At 69.1% G+C, this 19,720-nt stretch carries 21 protein-coding genes; 8 read left to right on the plus strand and 13 right to left on the minus strand.

Features of this window, described 5'->3' with window-relative positions:
* Positions 1 to 8 precede the first annotated feature (8 nt).
* From fliP to csrA, 7 genes are read left to right on the plus strand one after another with little or no spacing between them, the layout of a single operon-like run.
* Positions 9 to 806: a flagellar type III secretion system pore protein FliP gene (gene fliP / locus CTB96_RS11740; RefSeq protein WP_110128451.1), complete on the plus strand. Its 798-nt coding sequence runs from the start codon at positions 9 to 11 to the stop codon at positions 804 to 806.
* A complete protein-coding gene (fliQ, locus tag CTB96_RS11745; RefSeq protein WP_110127086.1) occupies positions 806 to 1,081 on the plus strand; it encodes a flagellar biosynthesis protein FliQ in 276 nt (91 codons plus the stop codon). Before fliP ends, fliQ begins: the two co-directional genes overlap by 1 nt.
* Complete coding sequence (locus CTB96_RS11750; RefSeq protein WP_110127087.1) at positions 1,082 to 1,840, plus strand: flagellar biosynthetic protein FliR; 759 nt, start codon at positions 1,082 to 1,084, stop codon at positions 1,838 to 1,840.
* The gene (locus CTB96_RS11755) at positions 1,841 to 3,004 is read left to right on the plus strand and encodes an EscU/YscU/HrcU family type III secretion system export apparatus switch protein (protein WP_110127088.1); all 1,164 of its coding nucleotides are present in this window, start codon (positions 1,841 to 1,843) and stop codon (positions 3,002 to 3,004) included.
* Positions 3,005 to 5,056 (plus strand): flagellar biosynthesis protein FlhA, encoded by a 2,052-nt coding sequence (locus CTB96_RS11760; protein ID WP_110127089.1) that lies wholly within the window; start codon positions 3,005 to 3,007, stop codon positions 5,054 to 5,056.
* Positions 5,031 to 6,155, plus strand: coding sequence for a hypothetical protein (locus tag CTB96_RS11765; RefSeq protein WP_146215809.1), 1,125 nt, complete (start codon positions 5,031 to 5,033; stop codon positions 6,153 to 6,155). Before CTB96_RS11760 ends, CTB96_RS11765 begins: the two co-directional genes overlap by 26 nt.
* A gap of 4 nt (positions 6,156 to 6,159) precedes the next feature.
* A complete protein-coding gene (gene csrA / locus CTB96_RS11770) occupies positions 6,160 to 6,462 on the plus strand; it encodes a carbon storage regulator CsrA (RefSeq protein ID WP_110127091.1) in 303 nt (100 codons plus the stop codon).
* Positions 6,463 to 6,505: 43 nt separating this feature from the next.
* On the opposite strand, the gene CTB96_RS11775 is transcribed toward csrA, so the two are convergent.
* The 5 genes from CTB96_RS11775 to CTB96_RS11795 form a co-directional block, all read right to left on the minus strand.
* Positions 6,506 to 7,582: a glycoside hydrolase family 130 protein gene (locus CTB96_RS11775; protein ID WP_110127092.1), complete on the minus strand. Its 1,077-nt coding sequence runs from the start codon at positions 7,580 to 7,582 to the stop codon at positions 6,506 to 6,508.
* A 2-nt stretch (positions 7,583 to 7,584) separates the two neighbouring features.
* A complete protein-coding gene (locus CTB96_RS11780; protein ID WP_110128452.1) occupies positions 7,585 to 8,418 on the minus strand; it encodes a carbohydrate ABC transporter permease in 834 nt (277 codons plus the stop codon).
* A 104-nt stretch (positions 8,419 to 8,522) separates the two neighbouring features.
* Entirely contained in the window at positions 8,523 to 9,491 is a 969-nt protein-coding gene (locus CTB96_RS11785; protein WP_110127093.1) for a carbohydrate ABC transporter permease, read from the minus strand.
* 5 nt (positions 9,492 to 9,496) lie between these two features.
* Positions 9,497 to 10,831 carry an extracellular solute-binding protein gene (locus CTB96_RS11790; RefSeq protein WP_110127094.1) on the minus strand — a complete coding sequence of 445 codons (1,335 nt, stop codon included), beginning with the start codon at positions 10,829 to 10,831 and terminating at the stop codon, positions 9,497 to 9,499.
* Between the two features lie 46 nt (positions 10,832 to 10,877).
* Entirely contained in the window at positions 10,878 to 11,915 is a 1,038-nt protein-coding gene (locus tag CTB96_RS11795; protein ID WP_110127095.1) for a LacI family DNA-binding transcriptional regulator, read from the minus strand.
* A gap of 179 nt (positions 11,916 to 12,094) precedes the next feature.
* On the opposite strand from CTB96_RS11795, the gene CTB96_RS11800 reads away from it, so the two are divergent.
* Positions 12,095 to 13,552, plus strand: coding sequence for a lipase maturation factor family protein (locus CTB96_RS11800; protein ID WP_110127096.1), 1,458 nt, complete (start codon positions 12,095 to 12,097; stop codon positions 13,550 to 13,552).
* Positions 13,553 to 13,583: 31 nt separating this feature from the next.
* Here CTB96_RS11800 and CTB96_RS11805 read toward each other — a convergent pair whose 3' ends face one another.
* Genes CTB96_RS11805 through idi form a run of 8 tightly spaced genes read right to left on the minus strand, consistent with a single transcriptional unit; the run spans position 13,584 to position 19,704 of the window.
* Positions 13,584 to 13,952, minus strand: a complete 369-nt coding sequence (locus CTB96_RS11805) for an RNA-binding S4 domain-containing protein (RefSeq protein WP_110127097.1) — start codon at positions 13,950 to 13,952, stop codon at positions 13,584 to 13,586.
* A gap of 32 nt (positions 13,953 to 13,984) precedes the next feature.
* The gene (locus tag CTB96_RS11810; RefSeq protein ID WP_110127098.1) at positions 13,985 to 14,902 is read right to left on the minus strand and encodes a prenyltransferase; all 918 of its coding nucleotides are present in this window, start codon (positions 14,900 to 14,902) and stop codon (positions 13,985 to 13,987) included.
* Complete coding sequence (locus tag CTB96_RS11815; protein ID WP_110127099.1) at positions 14,899 to 15,276, minus strand: lycopene cyclase domain-containing protein; 378 nt, start codon at positions 15,274 to 15,276, stop codon at positions 14,899 to 14,901. Before CTB96_RS11815 ends, CTB96_RS11810 begins: the two co-directional genes overlap by 4 nt.
* Complete coding sequence (locus CTB96_RS11820; protein ID WP_110128453.1) at positions 15,273 to 15,596, minus strand: lycopene cyclase domain-containing protein; 324 nt, start codon at positions 15,594 to 15,596, stop codon at positions 15,273 to 15,275. Before CTB96_RS11820 ends, CTB96_RS11815 begins: the two co-directional genes overlap by 4 nt.
* Before the next feature lie 11 nt (positions 15,597 to 15,607).
* A complete protein-coding gene (gene crtI / locus CTB96_RS20530; protein ID WP_181397244.1) occupies positions 15,608 to 17,224 on the minus strand; it encodes a phytoene desaturase family protein in 1,617 nt (538 codons plus the stop codon).
* Positions 17,221 to 18,147 carry a phytoene/squalene synthase family protein gene (locus CTB96_RS20535; RefSeq protein WP_181397245.1) on the minus strand — a complete coding sequence of 309 codons (927 nt, stop codon included), beginning with the start codon at positions 18,145 to 18,147 and terminating at the stop codon, positions 17,221 to 17,223. Before CTB96_RS20535 ends, crtI begins: the two co-directional genes overlap by 4 nt.
* Positions 18,144 to 19,190, minus strand: a complete 1,047-nt coding sequence (locus CTB96_RS11830) for a polyprenyl synthetase family protein (protein WP_110127100.1) — start codon at positions 19,188 to 19,190, stop codon at positions 18,144 to 18,146. Before CTB96_RS11830 ends, CTB96_RS20535 begins: the two co-directional genes overlap by 4 nt.
* Positions 19,183 to 19,704 (minus strand): isopentenyl-diphosphate Delta-isomerase, encoded by a 522-nt coding sequence (gene idi / locus CTB96_RS11835; RefSeq protein WP_110127101.1) that lies wholly within the window; start codon positions 19,702 to 19,704, stop codon positions 19,183 to 19,185. The genes CTB96_RS11830 and idi overlap by 8 nt, the downstream gene beginning before the upstream one ends.
* Positions 19,705 to 19,720: the final 16 nt, after the last annotated feature.

The raw sequence follows: 19,720 nt of genomic DNA on the forward strand, positions 1-19,720 counted from the left end.
TCGCCCTGATGGCGGCCCTCGTGCTCATCATCGTGGCCGCGCTCGTGCTCCTCGTCGCCTCGGCGAGCCACGCGGCCCCGCTGGAACCCGTCGCGCCCACCGACCCGGCCACGCCCACCCCCGTCCCCACCCCGGGCACCGGGCTGACCGTGGAGATCAACGGCCCGGATGGCGCTCCGTCCTCGGCCATCGTGACCCTGATCGGCATCACCCTGCTGTCGGTGGCGCCGGCGCTGCTGCTGATGATGACGTCGTTCACCAAGATCTTCGTGGTGCTCGCCATGACCCGGAACGCCCTGGCGTTGCCGTCGATCCCGCCGAACCAGGTGCTCGCGGGCCTCGCCCTGTTCCTGTCGCTGTTCATCATGGCGCCCATCCTCACCGACATCAACAACGACGCCCTTAAGCCCTACCTCAACGGATCGATGACCTTCGACGACGCCGTCACGGCCGGATCGGGGCCGCTGCGAACCTTCATGCTCGCGCACACCCGGGAGGAAGACCTGGCCCTGATGGTGCGCGCTTCCGACCAGCCCAACCCGGCCAACACCGCCGCGGTGTCGCTCGTCACTCTCATTCCGGCGTTCATGATCTCGGAGCTGCGCGCAGCGTTCATCATCGGCTTTGTGATCTTCATCCCCTTCCTGGTCATCGACCTGGTGGTGTCGGCGGCGCTGATGTCGATGGGCATGATGATGCTGCCGCCGGTGATGATCTCGCTGCCGTTCAAGATCCTCCTGTTCATCCTCGTCGACGGCTGGGGCCTGATCATCACCACCCTGGTCAACAGTTACCGGGGTGGCTGATGGACTCCAATGCCGTACTGGATATCGGGCTGCAGGCCATCGTGGTGGCCGCCAAGCTCTCCGCACCCATCCTGATCACCGCCCTGGTGGTCGGTTTCGCGATCTCGCTCGTGCAGTCGATCACGCAGATCCAGGAGGTCACGCTCTCGTTCGTGCCCAAGGCCATCGCGGTCTGCATCGCCATGCTCATCTGCGGGCACTGGATGATCTCCGAGATCGTCTCGTTCACCACCAACCTGTTCGACAAGATCCCCGGCCTGATCGGCGGCGGCTAGGTGAACCTCACCCTCGATTTCACCTGGCTGGAGGCCGTCGCCCTGGCCGGGGTGCGCATGATCGCGTTCCTCGTCGTGGCCCCGCCGTTCTCGTTCAACGCGTTCCCGCTGCGGGTCAAGGGCATGCTCGCGATCGGCCTCGCCCTGGCGGTGGCGCCACGGGTGGTGCCCGGTTACGCCTCGCCGGATACCGGCGGCTTCATCCTCGCCCTCGTCCTCGAGATCGTCGTCGGCGGCGTGCTCGGCTTCCTGGTTCTCGTCGTCTTCTCCGCCATCCAGTCCGCCGGCAACCTGATCGACCTGTTCGGCGGTTTCCAACTCGCCCAGGGCTTCGACCCGCAGTCGATGGTGAACGGTGCCCAGTTCACCCGGCTCTACCAGATGACCGCGCTGGCGCTCCTGTTCGCCTCCGGCGGCTACCAACTCATCCTCGGCGGCCTCACCCGCTCGTTCGCGGCCCTGCCTGTCGGCGGCGGCATCGACCTCGCCGTGCCGATGGTGGCGGTCACCGCCGCCGTCGGCCAGATGCTGCTGGCCGCCGTGCAGATCGCCGGCCCGCTGATCGTGGTGCTCTTCCTCGCCGACGCCGGCCTCGGCCTGCTCACCCGGGTGGCCCCGGCGCTGAACGCGTTCGCGCTCGGCTTTCCGCTCAAGATCCTGATCACCCTCACCCTGGGAGCGGCCGGGTTCCTGGCGCTGCCCGGCATCGTGGCCTCGCTCACCGACGATGCCGTGTCGAGCATGTGGGGGGTGCGCTAGATGTCGGACTCCGGAGAACGTACAGAACAAGCCACAGACAAGCGGATGCGCGAGGTGCGGTCCAAGGGCCAGCTCGCCCGGTCGCAGGACCTCACTGCCTGGGTCGGCATCGGCGCGGCCGCGGTGATGATGCCGATGACCATCGAGGCCGGCGCCTCCGCCGGTCGCACCCAACTGTTCGACATCACCGCGATCACGGAGAACCCCGACCCACAACGGGCGCTGGACATGCTCACCGAAGGCCTCGGGGCCATGGGCGGCATCCTCACCCCGATGCTCGCCGTGGTCTGCATCGCGGTTCTGGCCGGATCGATCGCGCAGGGCGGCATCCACGTCAAGAAGCTCGCCGGCAAGTACGACCAGTTCAACCCGATCTCCGGGCTCGCCCGCACCTTCGGCACCCAGGCGCTCTGGCAGGGCGTGAAGGCACTGCTGAAGACCATCGTGGTCGGGGTGGTGCTCACCGCGGTGATCCAGGGCATGACCCCCGTGTTGATGACCGCGGGCGGGCTGCCGGTGGCGGTGCTGATGGGCGCCGCCCACGACGGCACCGCGGCGCTGGTGCAGTCTGCGGTCATCGCCGGCCTGGTGCTCGCGGCCGCCGACGTATTCGTGGTGATGCGGCGCAACCGCAAGCGCACCCGGATGACCAAGAAAGAGGTCACCGACGAGCACAAGAGCTCGGAGGGCGACCCGATGATCAGGTCGCAGCGCCGCGCCCGGCAGTTGGCGATGAGCCGCAACCGCATGATCGCCGCGGTCGCCACCGCCGACGTGGTGCTGGTGAACCCCACCTCGTTCGCCGTGGCGCTGCGCTACGAACCGGGCAAATCGGCCCCCCGGGTGGTCGCGAAGGGCGCCGGAGTGATCGCCGCCCGCATCCGCGAACAGGCCGAGACCGACAGCGTGCCGATCGTCAAGGACATCCCGCTCACCCGAGCCCTGCACAGCGCGTGCGAGCTGGGCCAGGAGATCCCGCTCGAGCTCTACAACGCCGTCGCCCGAGTGCTGGCGTTCGTGCTCGCGCTCAAGACCCGCGGCGCCAGGGCGGGCGTGCACACCATGTCGACGCCGCCGATGGCACCCCCTCAGTCGGCTCGCCGGCACGCCCACGGCCCGATGGCCGCATCGACACCACGAATCCGCACCTCGGAGGCCACCTAGATGAACAGCATGCTCGCGAAACTCGCCGTGCCGATCGGGGTGGTGGGCATCATCATGCTCCTGGTGGTGCCGGTGCCCGCCGCCTTGCTCGACGTGCTCATCATCGTCAACATCCTGCTGGCCCTGGTGACCCTGCTCACGACGATGTTCGTCAAGAAGCCGCTCGACTTCTCGGTCTTCCCATCGCTGCTGCTCGTGGCCACCCTGTTCCGGCTCGGCCTCAACGTCGCCTCCACCCGGCTGGTGCTCGGCGAGGGTTACGCCGGCCAGGTGATCGCGTCGTTCGGGCACGTCGCGGTCGGCGGCTCGATCATCATCGGTGCCGTGATCTTCCTGATCCTGGTCGTCATCCAGTTCGTCGTGGTCACCAAGGGCGCCGAGCGGGTCGCCGAGGTGGGCGCCAGGTTCACCCTTGACGCCATGCCCGGCAAGCAGATGGCCATCGACGCCGACCTCAACGCCGGCCTGATCACCGACGTGCAGGCCAAGGACCGCCGGGCAGAGGTATCGGCCGAGGCCGACTTCTACGGCGCCATGGACGGCGCCTCGAAGTTCGTCAAGGGTGACGCCATCGCCGGAATCATCATCATCATCATCAACCTGATCGGCGGCATCGCCATCGGCATGCTGCAGCGCGGCCTGGAGATCGGGGATGCGCTCAACACCTACGCCCTGCTCACCATCGGCGACGGCCTGGTCACCCAGATCCCCGCGCTGCTGATGGCCGTCTCCACCGGCATGATCGTCACCCGGTCCAACGCCGAGTCCGACATCGGCGCCACGGCCGCCGCCCAGCTCACCCAGTCCCGAAACGCCCTGATGATCGCCGGTGCCGCCGCGATCCTGATGTCGCTGATCCCGGGCATGCCCATCATCCAGTTCGTGCTGATCGGCGCAACCCTGATCATCGTGGCGCAGCGCATCAAGGGCCGGGAGACCCGGGCCGCGGCCAGTGTCGTGCGGGCCGCGGCCGTCGAGGGGCGCGCGCCCCGCTCCGACACCGCCGAGGAGCTGATCGAGCAGATGCGGGTGCACGCCCTCGAGATCCAGCTCGCCCCCGACCTCGTCGACCTCGTCTCCGGCGCCTCCGACGACCTGCTCGCGCGGGTGCGGGCGCTGCGCCGCAAGATCGCCCTCGACCTGGGCGTGGTGGTGCCGCCGGTGCGAACCCGGGACAACGTCGACCTGCCGCCGTCCACCTACTCCATCCGCATCGCCGGCGTCGAGGCCGGCCGGGGCGTCGCACCGGCCGGCAAGGTGCTGGCCCTCGGCGACTACCTCGACTCGCTGCCGGGCACGGCCACCGTCGAACCCGTATTCGGCCTGGCCGGCAAGTGGGTGCCGGGCGAGATGCGGCCCCGCGCCGAGATGGCCGGCGCCACCGTGATCGACCGGGTCTCGGTGCTGGTCACCCACCTCTCGTCCGTCATCACGGGCAACGCCGCCCGGCTGCTCAGCCGTGAAGACGTGCGGGTGCTCACGGATGGCGTGCGCCAGGTGAGCCCGTCGGCCGTCGACGACCTCATCCCCGGCCTGCTCTCGCTGGCCGAGGTGCAGCGGGTCCTGCAGGGCCTGCTCGCGGAGCAGATCCCGATCAACGACCTGCCGCGCATCTATGAGGCCCTTTCGGTGCGGGCCAAGGCCTCCGTCGACCCGGAGGGCCTGGTAGAAGCGGCCCGGCAGGCGCTCGGCCCTGCGCTCACGGCGCTGTACGTCGACGGCGCCGTGCTCCGGGTGATCATGATCGAACCCGGCCTCGAGCAGTCGATGCTCGAGGGCATGCGGCCCACCGATCAGGGCAGCCAGATCCTGCTCGACCCGGCGCGCATCGACGTGATCCTCGGCTCGCTGCGCGCCGCTCTCGCCACGGTCGAGGCCAGCGGCCTCACCGCCGTGCTGGTCTGCGCGCCGGCCTTGCGGCCCGCCATCCGCCGTCTGGTGTCATCCCAGTCCGGCGGCCTGCCGGTGCTGTCGTACGAAGAGGTGACCTCGGCGCGGGTCGCGATCGAAACCGTGGGGGTGGTCCGTGGAAACGAGACGATTGCGGCTTGAGGGCGCAACGCTGCCGGAGTTGCAGGCCAGGGTGCTGGCCGAGCACGGTGACGCTGCCAGGATCGTGGCCGCCGAGCAGGTCACCGTGGGCGGCATCCGCGGGTTCTTCGCCAAGCGACACGTGGAAGTGACCGTCGAGGTGCCGGTGACCGAACTGCGGCAGGCGCCGGGGGAGCGGCGCCGTGCCGCGCATCGGCGCGATGAACTCAGCACCAGACTCGGCATCGCCGCGTTGCTCGACGAGGCCGACGAAGCCGAGGCGCTGCTGCACGGCGGAATGGATGCTGTGCCGGGCGGCGAACCTCGGGGAGTGTCCGCTCCCACCACGGACCCCGGTACCGGCTTACCCAGCACGCATGGGCGCGGCACCGTGCCGCACGGCTCCGAGCGGGCCGCCCCGAACGTGGCCTTCGACGGCCGTGACGGCACTGCCGTTGCCGCCGCCCGCACCACCGACGCCGTGTCGACGGCCACCCCTGACTTCGCCCGGCTGATGGACGAGCTGACCTTCGCCACCGCGCCGGTCAGGTCGGCCCCGGCGACCGTCACCGCGGCCCCGCCGGCGGTGGCCGCCGCGGCCGAAACGCCCGCTTCACCGGATGCGCCGCTCGCAGTAACCGACGGGGCTCCGCAGCTGCTCTCCGGCGCGGGCGACCTCGTGCTCCTGCTCGGCCTGCCGGACGACGTGCACGCCGCCGCGCGGTCCCTCGCCGCACAGCCCGGCGCCCCGATCAGCTACGCCATCGACGCCGTCGGTGACCGTCGGGCGGCCCTCGCCGCTCGCGCCGGCGGGGTGGAACAGTCCCGGAGCATCCTCGTGACCTGCGGCCTGCCCGCAGGCTCCGGCACCAGTGAGCGGTCCGCCATGGTGGCCCAGTTGGGCGCCGACCAGGTCTGGGCGGTCGTTCATGCCGGGCGGAAGCCCGCCGACACCGCCCGCTGGGTCAGCGGAGCGGCGGCGCTGACCCCTCTCGACGCGATTGCCGTGGTCGGCGTCGAGTCCACCGCAACACCCGGCACCGTGCTCGACCTGGGCCTGCCGATCGGCTGGCTGGTGGCCGCATCCGCCGGGCCGCAGAACCCGATCGCGATAGGCTGAGCGGATGCTGGTTCTCACGCGCAAACAGGGGGAAAAGATCCTCATCGGTGACGATATCGTCATCACGGTGCTCGACGTTCGCGGCGACAGCATCCGCCTGGGCGTGGACGCCCCGCGGGGCATCTCCATCCAACGTGCCGAGATCCTCAAGGCCGTCAGCGACGCCAACTTGGAGGCGAACGTCGCCGCCGACCGCTCCGACGCCGCAGTGGCAGCCCAGCTCAAGTCGAGCCTCGGCCTGCTGCCCGCGCCGCCGACGTTGCCCGCCGCCCCCGCAGCGCCGGCCGCTCCCGCCGCCTCGGTGTAGCCGGCCCCGCGACAGTTGGGCGGCCGCGGGGGCGCCGGGGCGGCTAGGCTTCCGGGCGCCGGTCGAGCCGCGCCACGCCGATCTTGGAGTCGGCCATGCCGTAGAACACGTAGAGCTGACCGTCGATCTCCTCGATCGCGGTCGGGAACACCACGTTGGGCACGATGCCGCTGGTCTCGTCGGCGGTCTCGGCCTTGAGCAACGGTTCGGTCGTGCGGTCCAGCACGATCGTGGGATCGTCGGCGTCCAAGATCATGGCGCCGGCGGCGTAGTTCACCTTCTGCTGTTGGTCGAACGCGCGGGCGAGCACACCCGTCACGCCGTGGTGCAGCAGCAGCCAGCCCTCCGGCACCCGCAACGGGGCGGGTCCACCGCCGATCTTGAGCTCCTCGAAGGGAAACTCCGGGCCGGCCAGGAACCGGTGCCCGCGCCAGTAGGTGAGCGCCGAGACATCCGCCAGCGCGTCGGCCACCGGTACGTAGCTGATCCAGATGCTCTGCCGCTGGTCGGTGACCCCGGCCGGCACCCGGATGCCCTCACCCGGCTTGGTCTCGTCCAGGTCCCACATCGGCCGGTGCAGCACCGCGAAGCTCTCCACACCGTCCGGCCCGGTGACCGGCTCGGGAAAGAACACGGTGTCCTTGTTGTGGAACAGGTTGAGGTCCATGTCGAGCGCCTCGTCGTAGGCGAACAGGGCCGGTCCCAGCCGCCGCCACTCGCGCAGGTCGTCCGAGACCGCGATCGCGGTGCGCGGGCCGAGCGGCCCGTAGGCGACATAGGTCATCACGTGCAGGCCGAGTCGCGGAATGAAGGTCACCCGGGGGTCCTCCACGCCGGCGTTGTTCGCCCCGCGCTCCCAACCCCGGTCGGGAGCGAGCACGACGCCCTCCCGTTCCACGCCGGTGGGCACGCCGTCCTCGATGATGACCCGGGCCAGCCCCACCCGGGAGACGTTGCCGGCGGCAACGAGCCGGGGGAGCAGGTACAGGGTGCCGTCGGGCGTGTGCCCGGTCGCCGGATTGAGCACACCCTCGACTTCGAGGTCGTTGCCGGCCTCCGGCGTCATGATGACGCCCATCCTGGTGAGGGTGTACGGGAATGCTGTGGTGGTGGAGCTCATGACTAACCTTTCACGCCGGAGCCGATATCGCTCGAGACGAAGTGCCGTTGGAACAGGATGAAGAGCACGACCGCTGGGGCGGCCAGTACGCAGGCGCCGGCCAGGATGGCGCCGAACGGGTTCGCCGCGGTGGCCGCGACGTTGCTGAGGTAGTTCGCCAGCGAGACCGCGAGCGGTTGCAGCGAGGCCTCCTTGGTGATCAGGAACGGCCAGAGGAACTCGTTCCACGGGCCGATGAAGGTGAGCAGCACCACCGTGAGAAGCGCGGGCCGCACGAGCGGTATCGCGATGCTCCAGAGGATCTTCAGCTCGCCGGCGCCGTCGATGCGAGCGGCGTCGAACAGGGCCTTGGGAACCTGCAGGAAGTACTGCCGGAAGATGAGCACGGCCGTCGAGTTGATCGCGAACGGAAGGATCATGCCCAGGTAGTTGTCGGCGAGCCCGTAGTCCCTGGCGATCATCACGTAGAGCGGGATCATCAGCAGCTGGAAGGGCACCACCTGCACGAGCAGCACCAGCGCGAAGGTGACCCCGCGCCCGCGCCACTCCAGTTGGGCCAGGGCGTAGCCCACCAGCACACCGAACACCACGGTGCAGAGGATCACGCCACCGGCGAAGATGCCGGAGTTGGCCAGGCCCTGCAGCAGGTTGATCCGGCCGTTGATGGCCGCGTAGTTCTCCAGGGTGAGGTTGCCCGGGTTGGGGAAGGCCCCGGCCACGGTCGAGTCCGGCTCCGTCTGCAGGGAGCCGATCACCATGTAATAGAACGGGAACAGGAACAACAGCGCGCCGATGAACAGCACGACGTAACGCAGGATGTTCTGTCCCCGGCTCATGCCGTCGACCTTGTGCACCCGGGGCCGCATCGTCGTGGTCGCCGCGGGGTCGGTGCTGGTGACCTCCGCGGCGACCGCGGCGGACGCCGGATTGTCTGCGTGGCTCATGATTCGTCCCCTCCGGCCAGCTTGCGTTGGATGAATGCGAGGATCAGCACGCCGATCACGAGGATGACCCCGATCGCGGCCGCGATGTCGGGTGCGCCCTGTTCGATGCCGCGCTGGTACATCAGCAGCACGGGCGAGGAAGAGGCGCCGTTCGGGCCACCGCCGCCGGTGAGCAGGTACGGCTCGGTGAACAGGTTCGCCCCGGTCACGGTGGCCAGCAGCAGCACCAGCACTGTCGCCGACCGCACACCGGGCACGGTGATCGAGAAGAACATGCGGATCTTCCCCGCCCCATCCGTCGCCGCGGCCTCGTACAGCTCTTCAGAGACGTTCTGCAGCGCGGCCAGGTAGAGCAGGATGAAGAATCCCAGGCCCTTCCAGGTGACGAAGATGGCGATGGTGGGCATCGCCCACTGCTCGTTGATCAGCCAGGCCGGGTCGGGCGCCAGCGGCCCCAGGATCTGGTTGACCAGGCCGTTGCCGCTGAACAGGAAGATCCACACGCCCACGACGGCGACGCTGGCCGTGACGTACGGCACGTAGAAGGCCACCCGCAAGAAGGTGCGGGCATGCACGACCTTGTTCAGCGCCGTGGCGAGCACGAGCGAGAGCACCACGGTGAGGGGCACGTTGATCAGCAGGAAGATGCCGACGTTGCCGAACGACCGGATGACCGCGGGGTCGGAGAGCACCTCCTGGAAGTTCGCCAGCCCCACGAAGGGCCGGTCGACCACGGCGCCGGGGGCGGCGAAGAAGTAGTCGTGGAACGACATGTAGAAGGCGAAGACCAGCGGGTAGGCGAAGACCAGGATCACGAAGACCAGGTAGGGCGCGCTCAGCACGAGGCCGAGCGGGTTCCGGCCCAGCCACTGGCGGCGACGGCCCCTGGGGGCCCGGCCGCCAGACCCGGCGGGTCTGGCGGCGGGGCTCGGGGTCACGCTCTCGGGCGAGACTGTCGTGGCCATGGGACTTACGGCTGCGCAATCAGCTCGTTGACCTTGTCGGCCGCGGCATCGAACGCGTCGGCGACTTCGCCCTCACCGGTGATGACGTTCTTCGTCCAGGAGTCCCGGAAGGCCTGCCAGGCGGCGACGGAGTTGTTCACCTGGGGAACCTCGACCGTGCGGGAGGCCTGGTCACCGAACTGCTCGTAGGCCGGGTTGGCCGCGAAGTAGTCGGGGTAAGCCTCGGTGAGGTCTTCGCGCAGCGGCATCTGGCCGGTCAGCTCGAGCAGCTGGCCGTCCTGTTCCTTGCTGGTGGCGAACTTGAGCACATCCCAGGCGGTGGCCTGGTTCTCGCAAGCCGAGAACAGGCCCACGTTCTTCGCGTCGCTGAAGGTGTACGCCTCGTCCGCGGCTGTGCCGTCGGTGGTGGGGAAGGTCACCGCACCCCAGTTCACCGCATCCTTGTAGACCGAAACGGCCCACGGCCCTGCGCTCGACATGGCGGCCTTGCCATCGGCGAACGAGTCACCCTGGTACTGCTCCTTGCCGGCCAGGCCCTCCGCGTACAGGGTCTTCCAGAACTCGCCGACAGCGACGCCCTCGGGCGAGTTGAAGGTGGCTTCGCCGTCTTCGATGAAGAGGCTGCCACCCGTTTCAGCAGCGTAGGTCGGGTAGAAGTCGAACCAGCTCTGGAAGAACTGGCTGGTGGGAGACGGGTAGATGGCGTACTCCGCCGCGCCACTGGAGACCAGGGTGCGGGCAGTGGCGGTGAACTCGTCGTAGGTGGCCAGCTCGGGGTTCTCCGGGTCGAGCCCGGCCGCGGCGAAGATGTCCTTGTTGTAGAACAGCATCACCGGGTTGGACTTCCAGGGCATCTGGTAGAACTTGCCGTCGTCGCTCTGGTACTGGTCGGCCAGGTCTCCGGTGCGTTCCTCGATGTAGGCGTCGCCGTCTTCGAAGCTGCTCAGGTCGACCAAGCCGCCCTGCTTCTGGAACTGCGGCACCGCAACGGGGGCGGTGTTGAAGACCAGGCAGGGGGCGTTGCCTGCGGTGATGGCGGCGCCGATGACCTCTTCGCTGCTCTTGCCGGCAGGGATCTCCTGGGCCTTGATCTGCTCGTCGGGGTGGTCGGCGTTCCAGGCCTCGACCATCTGCTTGCCCCAGGCGACCTCGTTCTCGTTGTTGGAGTACCAGATGTTGATGTCGCCGCGGGATTCGGCTCCACCGGAGTTGCCGCCGCTCGAGCAGGCGCCGAGGGCGACGACCATGGCGGCGGATGTAGCGGCGGCGGCGAGAAGGCGTCTGGTCCGTCGGGAACCGGTGTGCCGAGAACTGCCTGGGATGCGAGTGCTGCTGTGCATGTCTCTCTCCATTCATGAATCCGCAGCGGCTCTGCTGCGGCATGTTTCAGTGCGACGTCGGTGAGGACGCCGAGCCTCGGATGATCAGGCGCGCCGCGGGCAGCTCGACATCTGCTGCGCTTCCGGTGCGGATGAGTCCGAGGAGGGTGGTCGCGGCCGTGCGGCCCCAGACCATCGGGGTGGCGCCCACCGTGGTGAGCGCCGGGTAGACATACCGGGCGAATTCGATGTCATCGAACCCGGTGATCGAAAGCTGGTCAGGCACCGAGACGCCCAATTCCTGGGCGACGCCGATGCCGGCGATGGCCATCGGGTCGCTGGCGAAGACGATGGCGGTAGGCCGCTCAGGCTGGCTGAGCAGGACACGGGTGGCATCGGCGCCGGCGGCGATCGAGAAGTCAGTCTCGACGATCTGCCCGTTCCCGAGGCCCGCGGCACTCATCGCTGCGCTGAACGCGTCCCGGCGCCGGCCGCCGTGCAGCATGGCCGGGCTGCCGGCCACGTGAGCAATCCGCCGGTGGCCCAGTTCCACGAGGTGGCGCACGGATTCGGCCACGCCATCGGTGTCGTCGATCGACACCGACGGGAACGGGCTGGGCTGGTCGGGGCGGCCGAGCGTCACGGCAGGCAGGCCGAGTTCGGCCAGGCACGGGATGCGGGCGTCGTCGCGGCGGAGGTCGCTGAGGAAGACACCGTCGACCCGGCCGTCCGTGACCAAGGTGCGGTAGGTCTGCAGTTCGGTGGGCTCGTCGGGCACGACGCTGAGCACCAGGGCGAGGCCCTCCGGGGCGAGGATGGTTTCGACGCCGGCGATGAACGACGTGAAGAACGGGTCCGAGCCGAGAACCTCCGGGTCGCGGGCGATGACCAGGCCGAGCGCGAAGGAGCGCTTGGACGAGAGCGATCTGGCCCGAAGCGACGGCGTCCAGCCGAGAGTGCCGGCCACCTGCAGTATCCGCGCCCGGGTTTCGGCGGATACCCCTGGACGGTCGTTGAGGGCGAACGAGACCAGGCCCTTGCTGACGCCGGCCTCCCGGGCCACGTCGGCAATCGTCACCCTGGGTGCGTCCCTGGTGGATTCCACTGTGGCCTCCTCGTTGATGGCGTCCGGTGCTGCCCGACACTCAGGCTGAACCGGTTTAGCCAACCTATACCGGTTTAGTCGCCGCCGTCAAGACCCGCCGCAGACCTGCCCCGGGGTCGCGGGCACACATCCGTTGTCGCCTTGACGGCCGCCGGGGGGCGCCTAGGGTGGGCTGCACCATGGAGTGGTTCGGCACGGGCGACTACGACATCGCGCGAGCGGTGCTGCAGCGGGGAGTCGCCGCGATTTTCCTGGTCGCGTTCGCGTCCGCGCTCGCGCAGTTCCCCGCGTTGCTGGGCGACACCGGGCTGCTGCCGGTGCGCCGGTTCACCGCTGTGGTCCCGTTCCGCCGGGCGCCCAGCCTGTTCCACTGGCGCTATTCCGACCGGATGCTGCGCCTGGTCGCCTGGGCGGGCATCCTGATCTCCGCCGCGATCGTGCTCGGCCTGCCCCAGGCCGGCCCGGCCTGGCTGCCGATGCTGGCCTTCCTGCTCCTGTTCGCCGGGTACCTGTCGATCGTGAACGTCGGCCAGACCTTCTACTCGTTCGGCTGGGAGAGCCTGCTGGTCGAGGCCGGCTTCATCGTCGCCTTCCTCGGCTCGGATGACGTGCCCACCCCGGTGCCCGTGCTGCTGTTCCTACGCTGGTTGGTGTTCCGGCTGGAGTTCGGCGCGGGCATGATCAAGATCCGTGGCGGCCGGGAGTGGCGCGACCTCACCGCGTTGTATTACCACCACGAGACCCAACCGATGCCCAATCCGGTCAGTTGGTTCGCGCACCACCTGCCCCGGTGGGTTCACCGCGGCGAGGTGCTCGGCAACCACGTCGTGCAACTGGGGATGCCGTTCCTGCTGTTCGCTCCGCAGCCGGTGGCGTCGGCCGCCGCGGGTGTCATCGTGCTCAGCCAACTCTGGCTGGTGATCACGGGCAACTTCGCCTGGCTGAACTGGATCACGATCGTGCTGGCCTTCGCCGCGATCGATGACGCCAGCCTGCACTGGGTTGCCGGCCTGGTTCTGCCCGGTTTAGCGGAGCCGGCTGCCGCGGGCCCGGGGGAGACGCCGCCCTGGTTCGTGATCCTGGTGCTCGCCGTCACACTCGGCCTCCTGGTGCTGAGCTACTGGCCGGCCCGCAACCTGCTGAGCCGCCGCCAGCTGATGAATGCGAGCTTCAATCCGTATCACCTGGTGAACGCGTACGGTGCCTTCGGTACCGTAACCAAGGAGCGTTATGAGGTGGTCGTCGAGGGCACCGACTCGCCCAGCCCGCGTGGGTCGACGGACTGGCGGGAGTACCGGTTTCGTGGCAAACCGGGGGACCCGGCGCGGCTGCCCGGCCAGTTCGCGCCCTACCACCTGCGGCTGGACTGGCTGATGTGGTTCCTCGCCCTCGGCTCCCGCGACACCCACTGGTTCGAGGTCTTCCTGGTGCGGCTGCTGCAGGGCGACCGGGCCACGCTGAGATTGCTGGCCGGAAATCCGTTCCCCGAGCATCCGCCGACCTCCGTGCGCGCCCGGGTGTTCCTCTACCGGTTCAGCACGCGCGCCGAGCGCCGGTCGAGCCGCGACTGGTGGGTCCGCACCGAGGTCGGCGTGCTCGTTCCCCCGGTGAGCCTTCCCCCGCAGGGTGATGGCTGACCCGGCAGCTGCTGCGACTTGTGTGCAGGGCTCAGTAGCCGCGCAGGTCCTCGATCTCGCGCCGTTCGCGCTTGGTCGGCCGCCCGGCGCCGCGGTCGCGCATCGGCACCAGGGCCACCTCTTCCCGTGGCGGGGGCGGCGGGGTCTGGTCGACGAAGCACTCGGCGGCCACGCTCGGCCCCACCCGCTTCACGATGATCCTCGACACGATCAGCACCCGGTCGAAGCCGTTCGCGCGGATCCGCACCTCGTCGCCCGGCTTCACGGCCTGCGCGGACTTGGCCCGTTCGCCGTTCACCCGTACGTGGCCGGCGCGGCAGGCTGTGGTGGCCTGCGAGCGGGTCTTGTACATCCGCACCGCCCAGGCCCAGCTGTCCACGCGTGCGCTTGCGAGTTCCATGCCTCGACTCTACGCGGGCGGCGGTGAGAGTCTCAGCGCAGCGCAACCCAGAGGATGAGCAGCATGGTCACGAGGAATCCGGTGAAGAAGTTCAGGCGCAGAAACCTCTTCCACCCGTTGTTGGCTCGTTCGGTGTCTTCGTCGCTGATCGACCGGTAGGGCAGGGCGGCGAGGATGTACGGCACCACCAGCAGCGCCGCGAGCGGTCCGGGCCAGTCGGTGGTGAGCATCAGCAGGCCCGCCAGCGCCCAGAAGGCGAGAGCCAGGCGCACGGTCTTCGCGGCGCCGAACGCGGTGGCGATCGAGGAGATGCCGCCCTGCCGGTCGGGTTCGACATCCTGCACGGCGCCGAAGGCGTGGCTGGCGACGCCCCAGAAGAAGAACGCCGCGAGCAGGGCCACGAGGTCGGGGGTGACGGCGGCGCCGGCCACGGCGAGCCCGTAGACGGCCGGGCTCACGAAGTGGATGCTCGAGGTCACCGAGTCCAGCACCGGGCGTTCCTTGAACCGCAGCTTCGGTGCCGAGTAGGCGACGACGGCGAAGAGGCTGATCGCGAGCACCAGCCACGAGCCGGGGTTCGCGCCGGCGAGCACGAGCATCCCCAGCAGCACCGGCAGTGCGGTGACGACGCCGGAGACCAGCACGATCCGGTGCAGGCCGGGGTCGAGCATCGCGCCCTCCACCCCGCCCTTCCGCGGGTTGCGCAGGTCGGATTCGTAGTCGAAGACATCGTTGATGCCGTACATCAGCAGGTTGTACGGGATCAGGAAGAACAGCGTGCCCACCAGGAGCAGCGCATCCACCCGCCCGGTGGTCACGATGTACGCGGCCGCGAACGGGAATGCTGTGTTGATCCAGCTGAGCGGACGGGAGGAGAGCAGCACCTGGCGCACGGTGTGGCCGAGCCCGGTGGTGACCGCGTCGCTCTGGGGGTGGACCGGCTCGGTCATGCGTCGTTGCCTTCCTCGGGTGCGGGTGACGTGGCGGGTTCCCGCCCGGCTGCCGGGAGGGACGGGCGCGCCCGCTGGTCGGCACCGAGCAAGACCCACAACGCCGGCAACAACAGGGCCGCCGCCACGGGATAGGCGAAGTCTTCCACGGGAGCGATCCCCACGAACAGTCCGGAGATCAAGGCCGGGTCGTAATCGACCAAGCCCACTCCGATCATGATGTTATCGAACACGGCCGTGAGCACGAGCACAGCGGCGAGGGCGAGTCCGGATGCCGGGAACAGTCGCCGGTAGGCCGGCCGCCGCAGCCAGGCAACCACGGCCACCGCGACGGCGAGGCCGAGGAAGACCAGGTTGAGCCAGGTGTAGGTCACGGTGTTCGTCTCCGCTCCAGCAGCATCCGGGCGCCCTGCAGGGCGTTCATGAAGAGGTAGCAGAGGAAGGTGAGAAAGAAGACTTCCTCGACCGGCAACTCCGGGGCCAGGAGCAGCCCGGTCATGAACGAGGTCACGCCCCGATAGAAGATGCCGGTGGTGATGCCGATCAGGTCCCACGCCAGGAAGAAAACCACCCCGACCGCCAGCACCACGGCCGCGGCGCGCGGCGCACGCCAGAAGAACAGGCCGAACCTGCGGTCGAGCACCACCATTCCGGTCAGGGAGATCAGCAGGGCGAGCAGGTAGGCGAAACTCAGGACCACCACGCTCACCGCGGCTGCGGAGACCGGGGCCGGGCCGGCATCGGCTCCGGCAGGGGTCCTGTGCTCACGTCAGAACGCATCCGCTTCAGCAGGATCTCAGCGCTGATCAGGCACATCGGCAGGCCGATTCCGGGGATGGTGCTGCCGCCGGCGTAGAAGAGGCCCTCGATGTGACTCGACACATTGGCGCCGCGGAAGAACGCGCTCTGCCTGAGCGTGTGCGCGGGGCCGAGCGCCCCGCCCTTCCAGGAATTCAGGTCGTCGGCGAAGTCGGCCGGCCCGATCGTGCGACGCACCAGGATGCGCTCGGCCAGGTCGGGGATCCCGGCCCACTCGGCGAGCTGGCCGATTGCGGCATCGGCGATGCCCTCGACCGTGGCCGAGCCGGCACCATTGATGCCGCCGTGGCCGATGCCGGTGTCGGCCGGAACCGGGATCAGCAGGAACATATTGCTGCTGCCGGCCGGGGCCACGCCGGGATCGGTGGCGCTGGGCAGGCAGGCATAGAACGACGCCGGGTTCGGCACCGAGGTGGTCTTGCCGAAGATCCGGTCGAAGTTGTCGGCCCAGTCGGCGGTGAAGAACAGGGTGTGGTGGGCCAGGGCCGGCAGTTCTCCGCTCACGCCGAGCAGCACGAGCACTGCGCCGGGGCCGGAGGTGCGTTTCTGCCACCACTGCTCCGGGTAGGTCTGCTTGCCCGGTTCCACCAGCTGGGTCTCGGTGTGGTGCAGGTCGGCGGCAGACACCACGTTGTCCGCATCGAGCTGCACCACGGCGCCGGCCGCGTTCGTGTAGGTGACGCCCTCGACGGCCGCCTTGCCGCCGCGCCGGGCGGGTGCACGACCCGAACGGATGGCCTGCACGCGGGCGCCGGTCTCGATCGTGACCCCCTCCGCCCGGGCGAGGTCGACGATGCTCTCGATCAGCCGGGTGAAGCCGCCCTGCGGGTAGAGCACGCCGTCGTTCATGTCGAGGTGACTCATCAGGTGGTACATCGACGGCGCCCGGTCGGGCGAGGAGCCCAGGAAGACGGCCGGGTAACCCAGGATCTGACGGATGCGCGGGTCGCGGAAATAGCCGGCCGCGAATCTGTCGAGCGGCTGCAGCAGCAGGCGGGCGAGCCGTCCCATCCGGGTGAGCACGTCGCGTACCAGCAGCGGGCGGAACGATTCGAAGCTGGTGTAGAGGAACCTGTCGACGGCCATGTCGTAGGTTTCCTTGGCGCTGGTCAGGTACCTGTCGAGCTGCGCGCCCGCACCGGGTTCGAGGCTCTCGAACAGGCTGATGTTGGCGGCCCGTTCGGCGCGCACGTCCACCGGGTCCGGATCGGATTCGAAGAACACCCGGTAGCCGGGATCGAGCAGGGTGAGATCGAGTTGCTCGGCCGCGCTGGTGCCGAGCAGGCGGTAGAAGTGCTCGAACACCTCCGGCATGAGGTACCAGGACGGTCCGGTTTCGAACCGGAACCCGTCGGCCTCCCAGAAACCGGCCCGGCCGCCGAGGGTGTCGTGCGCCTCCAGCAGTGTGACCTCGTGCCCGTCCCTGGCCAGCAGGGCCGCGCTGGCCAGTCCGGCGATGCCGCCGCCGATGACGATGGTGCGCGGGCGTGCGGAGGGGCTCACTTGCGCCACGCGTTCGGGCCGAGCGACGAGGACAGTGCGATCATGAGTTTCTCCGGATCCGGCACCCGGATCCGGGTGCTCATCAATTCTGTCGCGGGAGTCTCCCGCAGCTTCGCCGACAGGCGGGCGAACAGCCGGTGCGCAGCCGTGACGGCACGCCGGCTGCCGGGCGGCAGCATCGGCAGCACCCGTTCGGCGACCAGGAGGTCGGCATCCATGTCGTCCAGGAGCAGGTTCTTGTCCGGTTCGGTGAGTCGGCGGAGGTCGACGCCGGGAAAGTAGTTGCGGCCGAGCGCGTCCCGGTCTGCGGCCAGGTCGCGCAGGAAGTTCACCTTCTGGAAGGCCGCGCCGAGACTGCGGGCGCCCTCTTCGAGCACCGCGAGTTCTTGCGGGTCCCTGGACGTGCCGTGCAGGAAGCTCCGTAGGCACATCAGGCCCACCACCTCGGCCGACCCGTAGATGTACTCGGCGACGCTCACCGGGGTGAACGGCGTCGGGTCGAGGTCGCGGCGCATGGAGGCGAAGAACGGGCGGGTCAGGGCTGGTTCGATTCCCACCCGGCGGGCGGTGATCGCGAAGGCGTGCACCACCAGATTGGTGCTGAAACCCCGGTCCATGGCCCGCTCGGTCTCGTGTTCGAGGTCGTCGAGCAGTTCACGCTGACCGGCCAGGTCGATGCCGGCCTCGGCAGCGGCGCCGTCGACGATTTCATCGGCGATACGCACGAGCGCGTAGATCGTGCGCACTTCCTCGCGCACCCCGGGCGCGAGCAGGCGGGCGGCCAGGCCGAACGAGGTGGAGTAGTGGCCGATCACGGTGGTGGCACTGGCCAGGGCGGCCGCGTTGTAAGTGGACAGCGTGGTGGCGCTGATTGCCGGGGCTGGTGCTCCGGCTGACCTGGCTCTTCTGGTGTCCTGGCTCATTTGCGGCGCGTCACGGCGCTCAGGGCCAGCTGGGTCAGGGTGACCCGCAGCACATCCGGCATCACCGGGGTTTCGAGGGCGTCGACGGCGCGGCTGGCGTATTCCCGGGCGAGGGCATCCGCGGTCTCGGGGGCGCCGCAGTCGCGCAGGTGGTTGCGCACCTGGTCGGCTTCGGCCTCGGTGAGGTCGTGCTTGCCGAGGAACGGCGCGATCAGCGGCCACCGGTCGGTGGCGCTGGCGTGCGCGATCAGGGCGGTCTGCTTGCCTTCGCGGAGATCCGCGAGCACGCTCTTTCCGGTGGTCTCCGGGTCGCCGAACACACCGAGCAGGTCGTCGGTGAGCTGGAAGGCGATGCCGATCAGGCGACCGAACAGGCCGAGGGCGTCGATCGCCTCCTCCGGGGCTCCCGCCAGCACGGCACCGGCCTGCAGGGGGGCCTCGAACGAGTAGATGGCCGTCTTGTGCTCCAGGGTGGTGATGACCTGGTCGATGGTGAGCGGTACCCGGCTGACGGTGTTGGTCACATCGGCCAGTTCCCCGGCTGCCGACACGAACACGGCCCGGTCGAGCAGCCCGAGCAGCCGGCCGCGCATCTCGGTGTCCACCGGCAGCAGGGCCAGGGCTCGGTGCGCCTCGCTCAACGCCAGGTCGCCGGCCAGGATTGCCGCAGTGGATGCCCAGGCCTCGGCCTGTAGGGTGCGCGCGCCGTACTCGAGAGCCCTGGCGGTGAACCGGCCGGAGATGTTGGCCATGCCGCGGCGGGACAGGTCGCCGTCGATCACATCGTCGTGGATCAGGAAGGCAGTGTGCAGCAGCTCGAAGCTCACCGCCACCGGGGTGGACAGGGCGTGGTCGGTGCCGCCGAAGCCGTCGTAGGCCGCCAGTACCAGGGCCGGGCGCACGCGTTTACCGCCGCGGCTGGCTTGGTCGAGCGCATCCCAGAGGGCGACGTAGTGGTCACCGTAGTCGCTGGCGCGTAGCCGCGCGGCAGCGAAGAAGCGGTGCAGCTCGGTCTCGACGCCCAGCGTCTTGATCTCATGCACGGAAGGTCTCCAGCTGCCGCATCTGCAGCACCATCCACGGGCTGAACGCGAAGGGGCTGGTCAGAACCGACTGGCGCAGGGCCTCGGGGTCGGTCCAGGTGTATTCCATCACCTCGTCGGGGTTGGGCAGCGGGTCGCCGACGGCCCGGGCCAGGTAGACCGGGCAGACCTCGTTCTCCACGATGCCGCTGCTGTCGGTGGCCCGGTAGCGAAACAGGGGCAGGGCGAGGTCGATGCTCGACAGGTCGAGACCGAGTTCGAATTCCGCGCGGCGGTGCACGGCGTCGGTCAGCGTCTCGGCCGGAGCCGGGTGGCCGCAGAACGAGTTCGTCCACACGCCGGGCCAGGTCTTCTTGGTCAGGGCGCGGCGGGTGATCAGGACTTCGCCGCGCTCATTGAAGACGTAGCAGGAGAAGGCCAGATGAAGGGAGGTATCGGCGCCGTGCACACTGTTCTTGGGTGCGGTGCCGATTTCGTTGCCGTCATCGTCGAGCAGTACGACGAGATCGTCCATCAACTCATGCTCGACG

It is taken from the genome of Cryobacterium arcticum (assembly GCF_003185895.1).
Lineage (GTDB): Bacteria > Actinomycetota > Actinomycetes > Actinomycetales > Microbacteriaceae > Cryobacterium > Cryobacterium arcticum.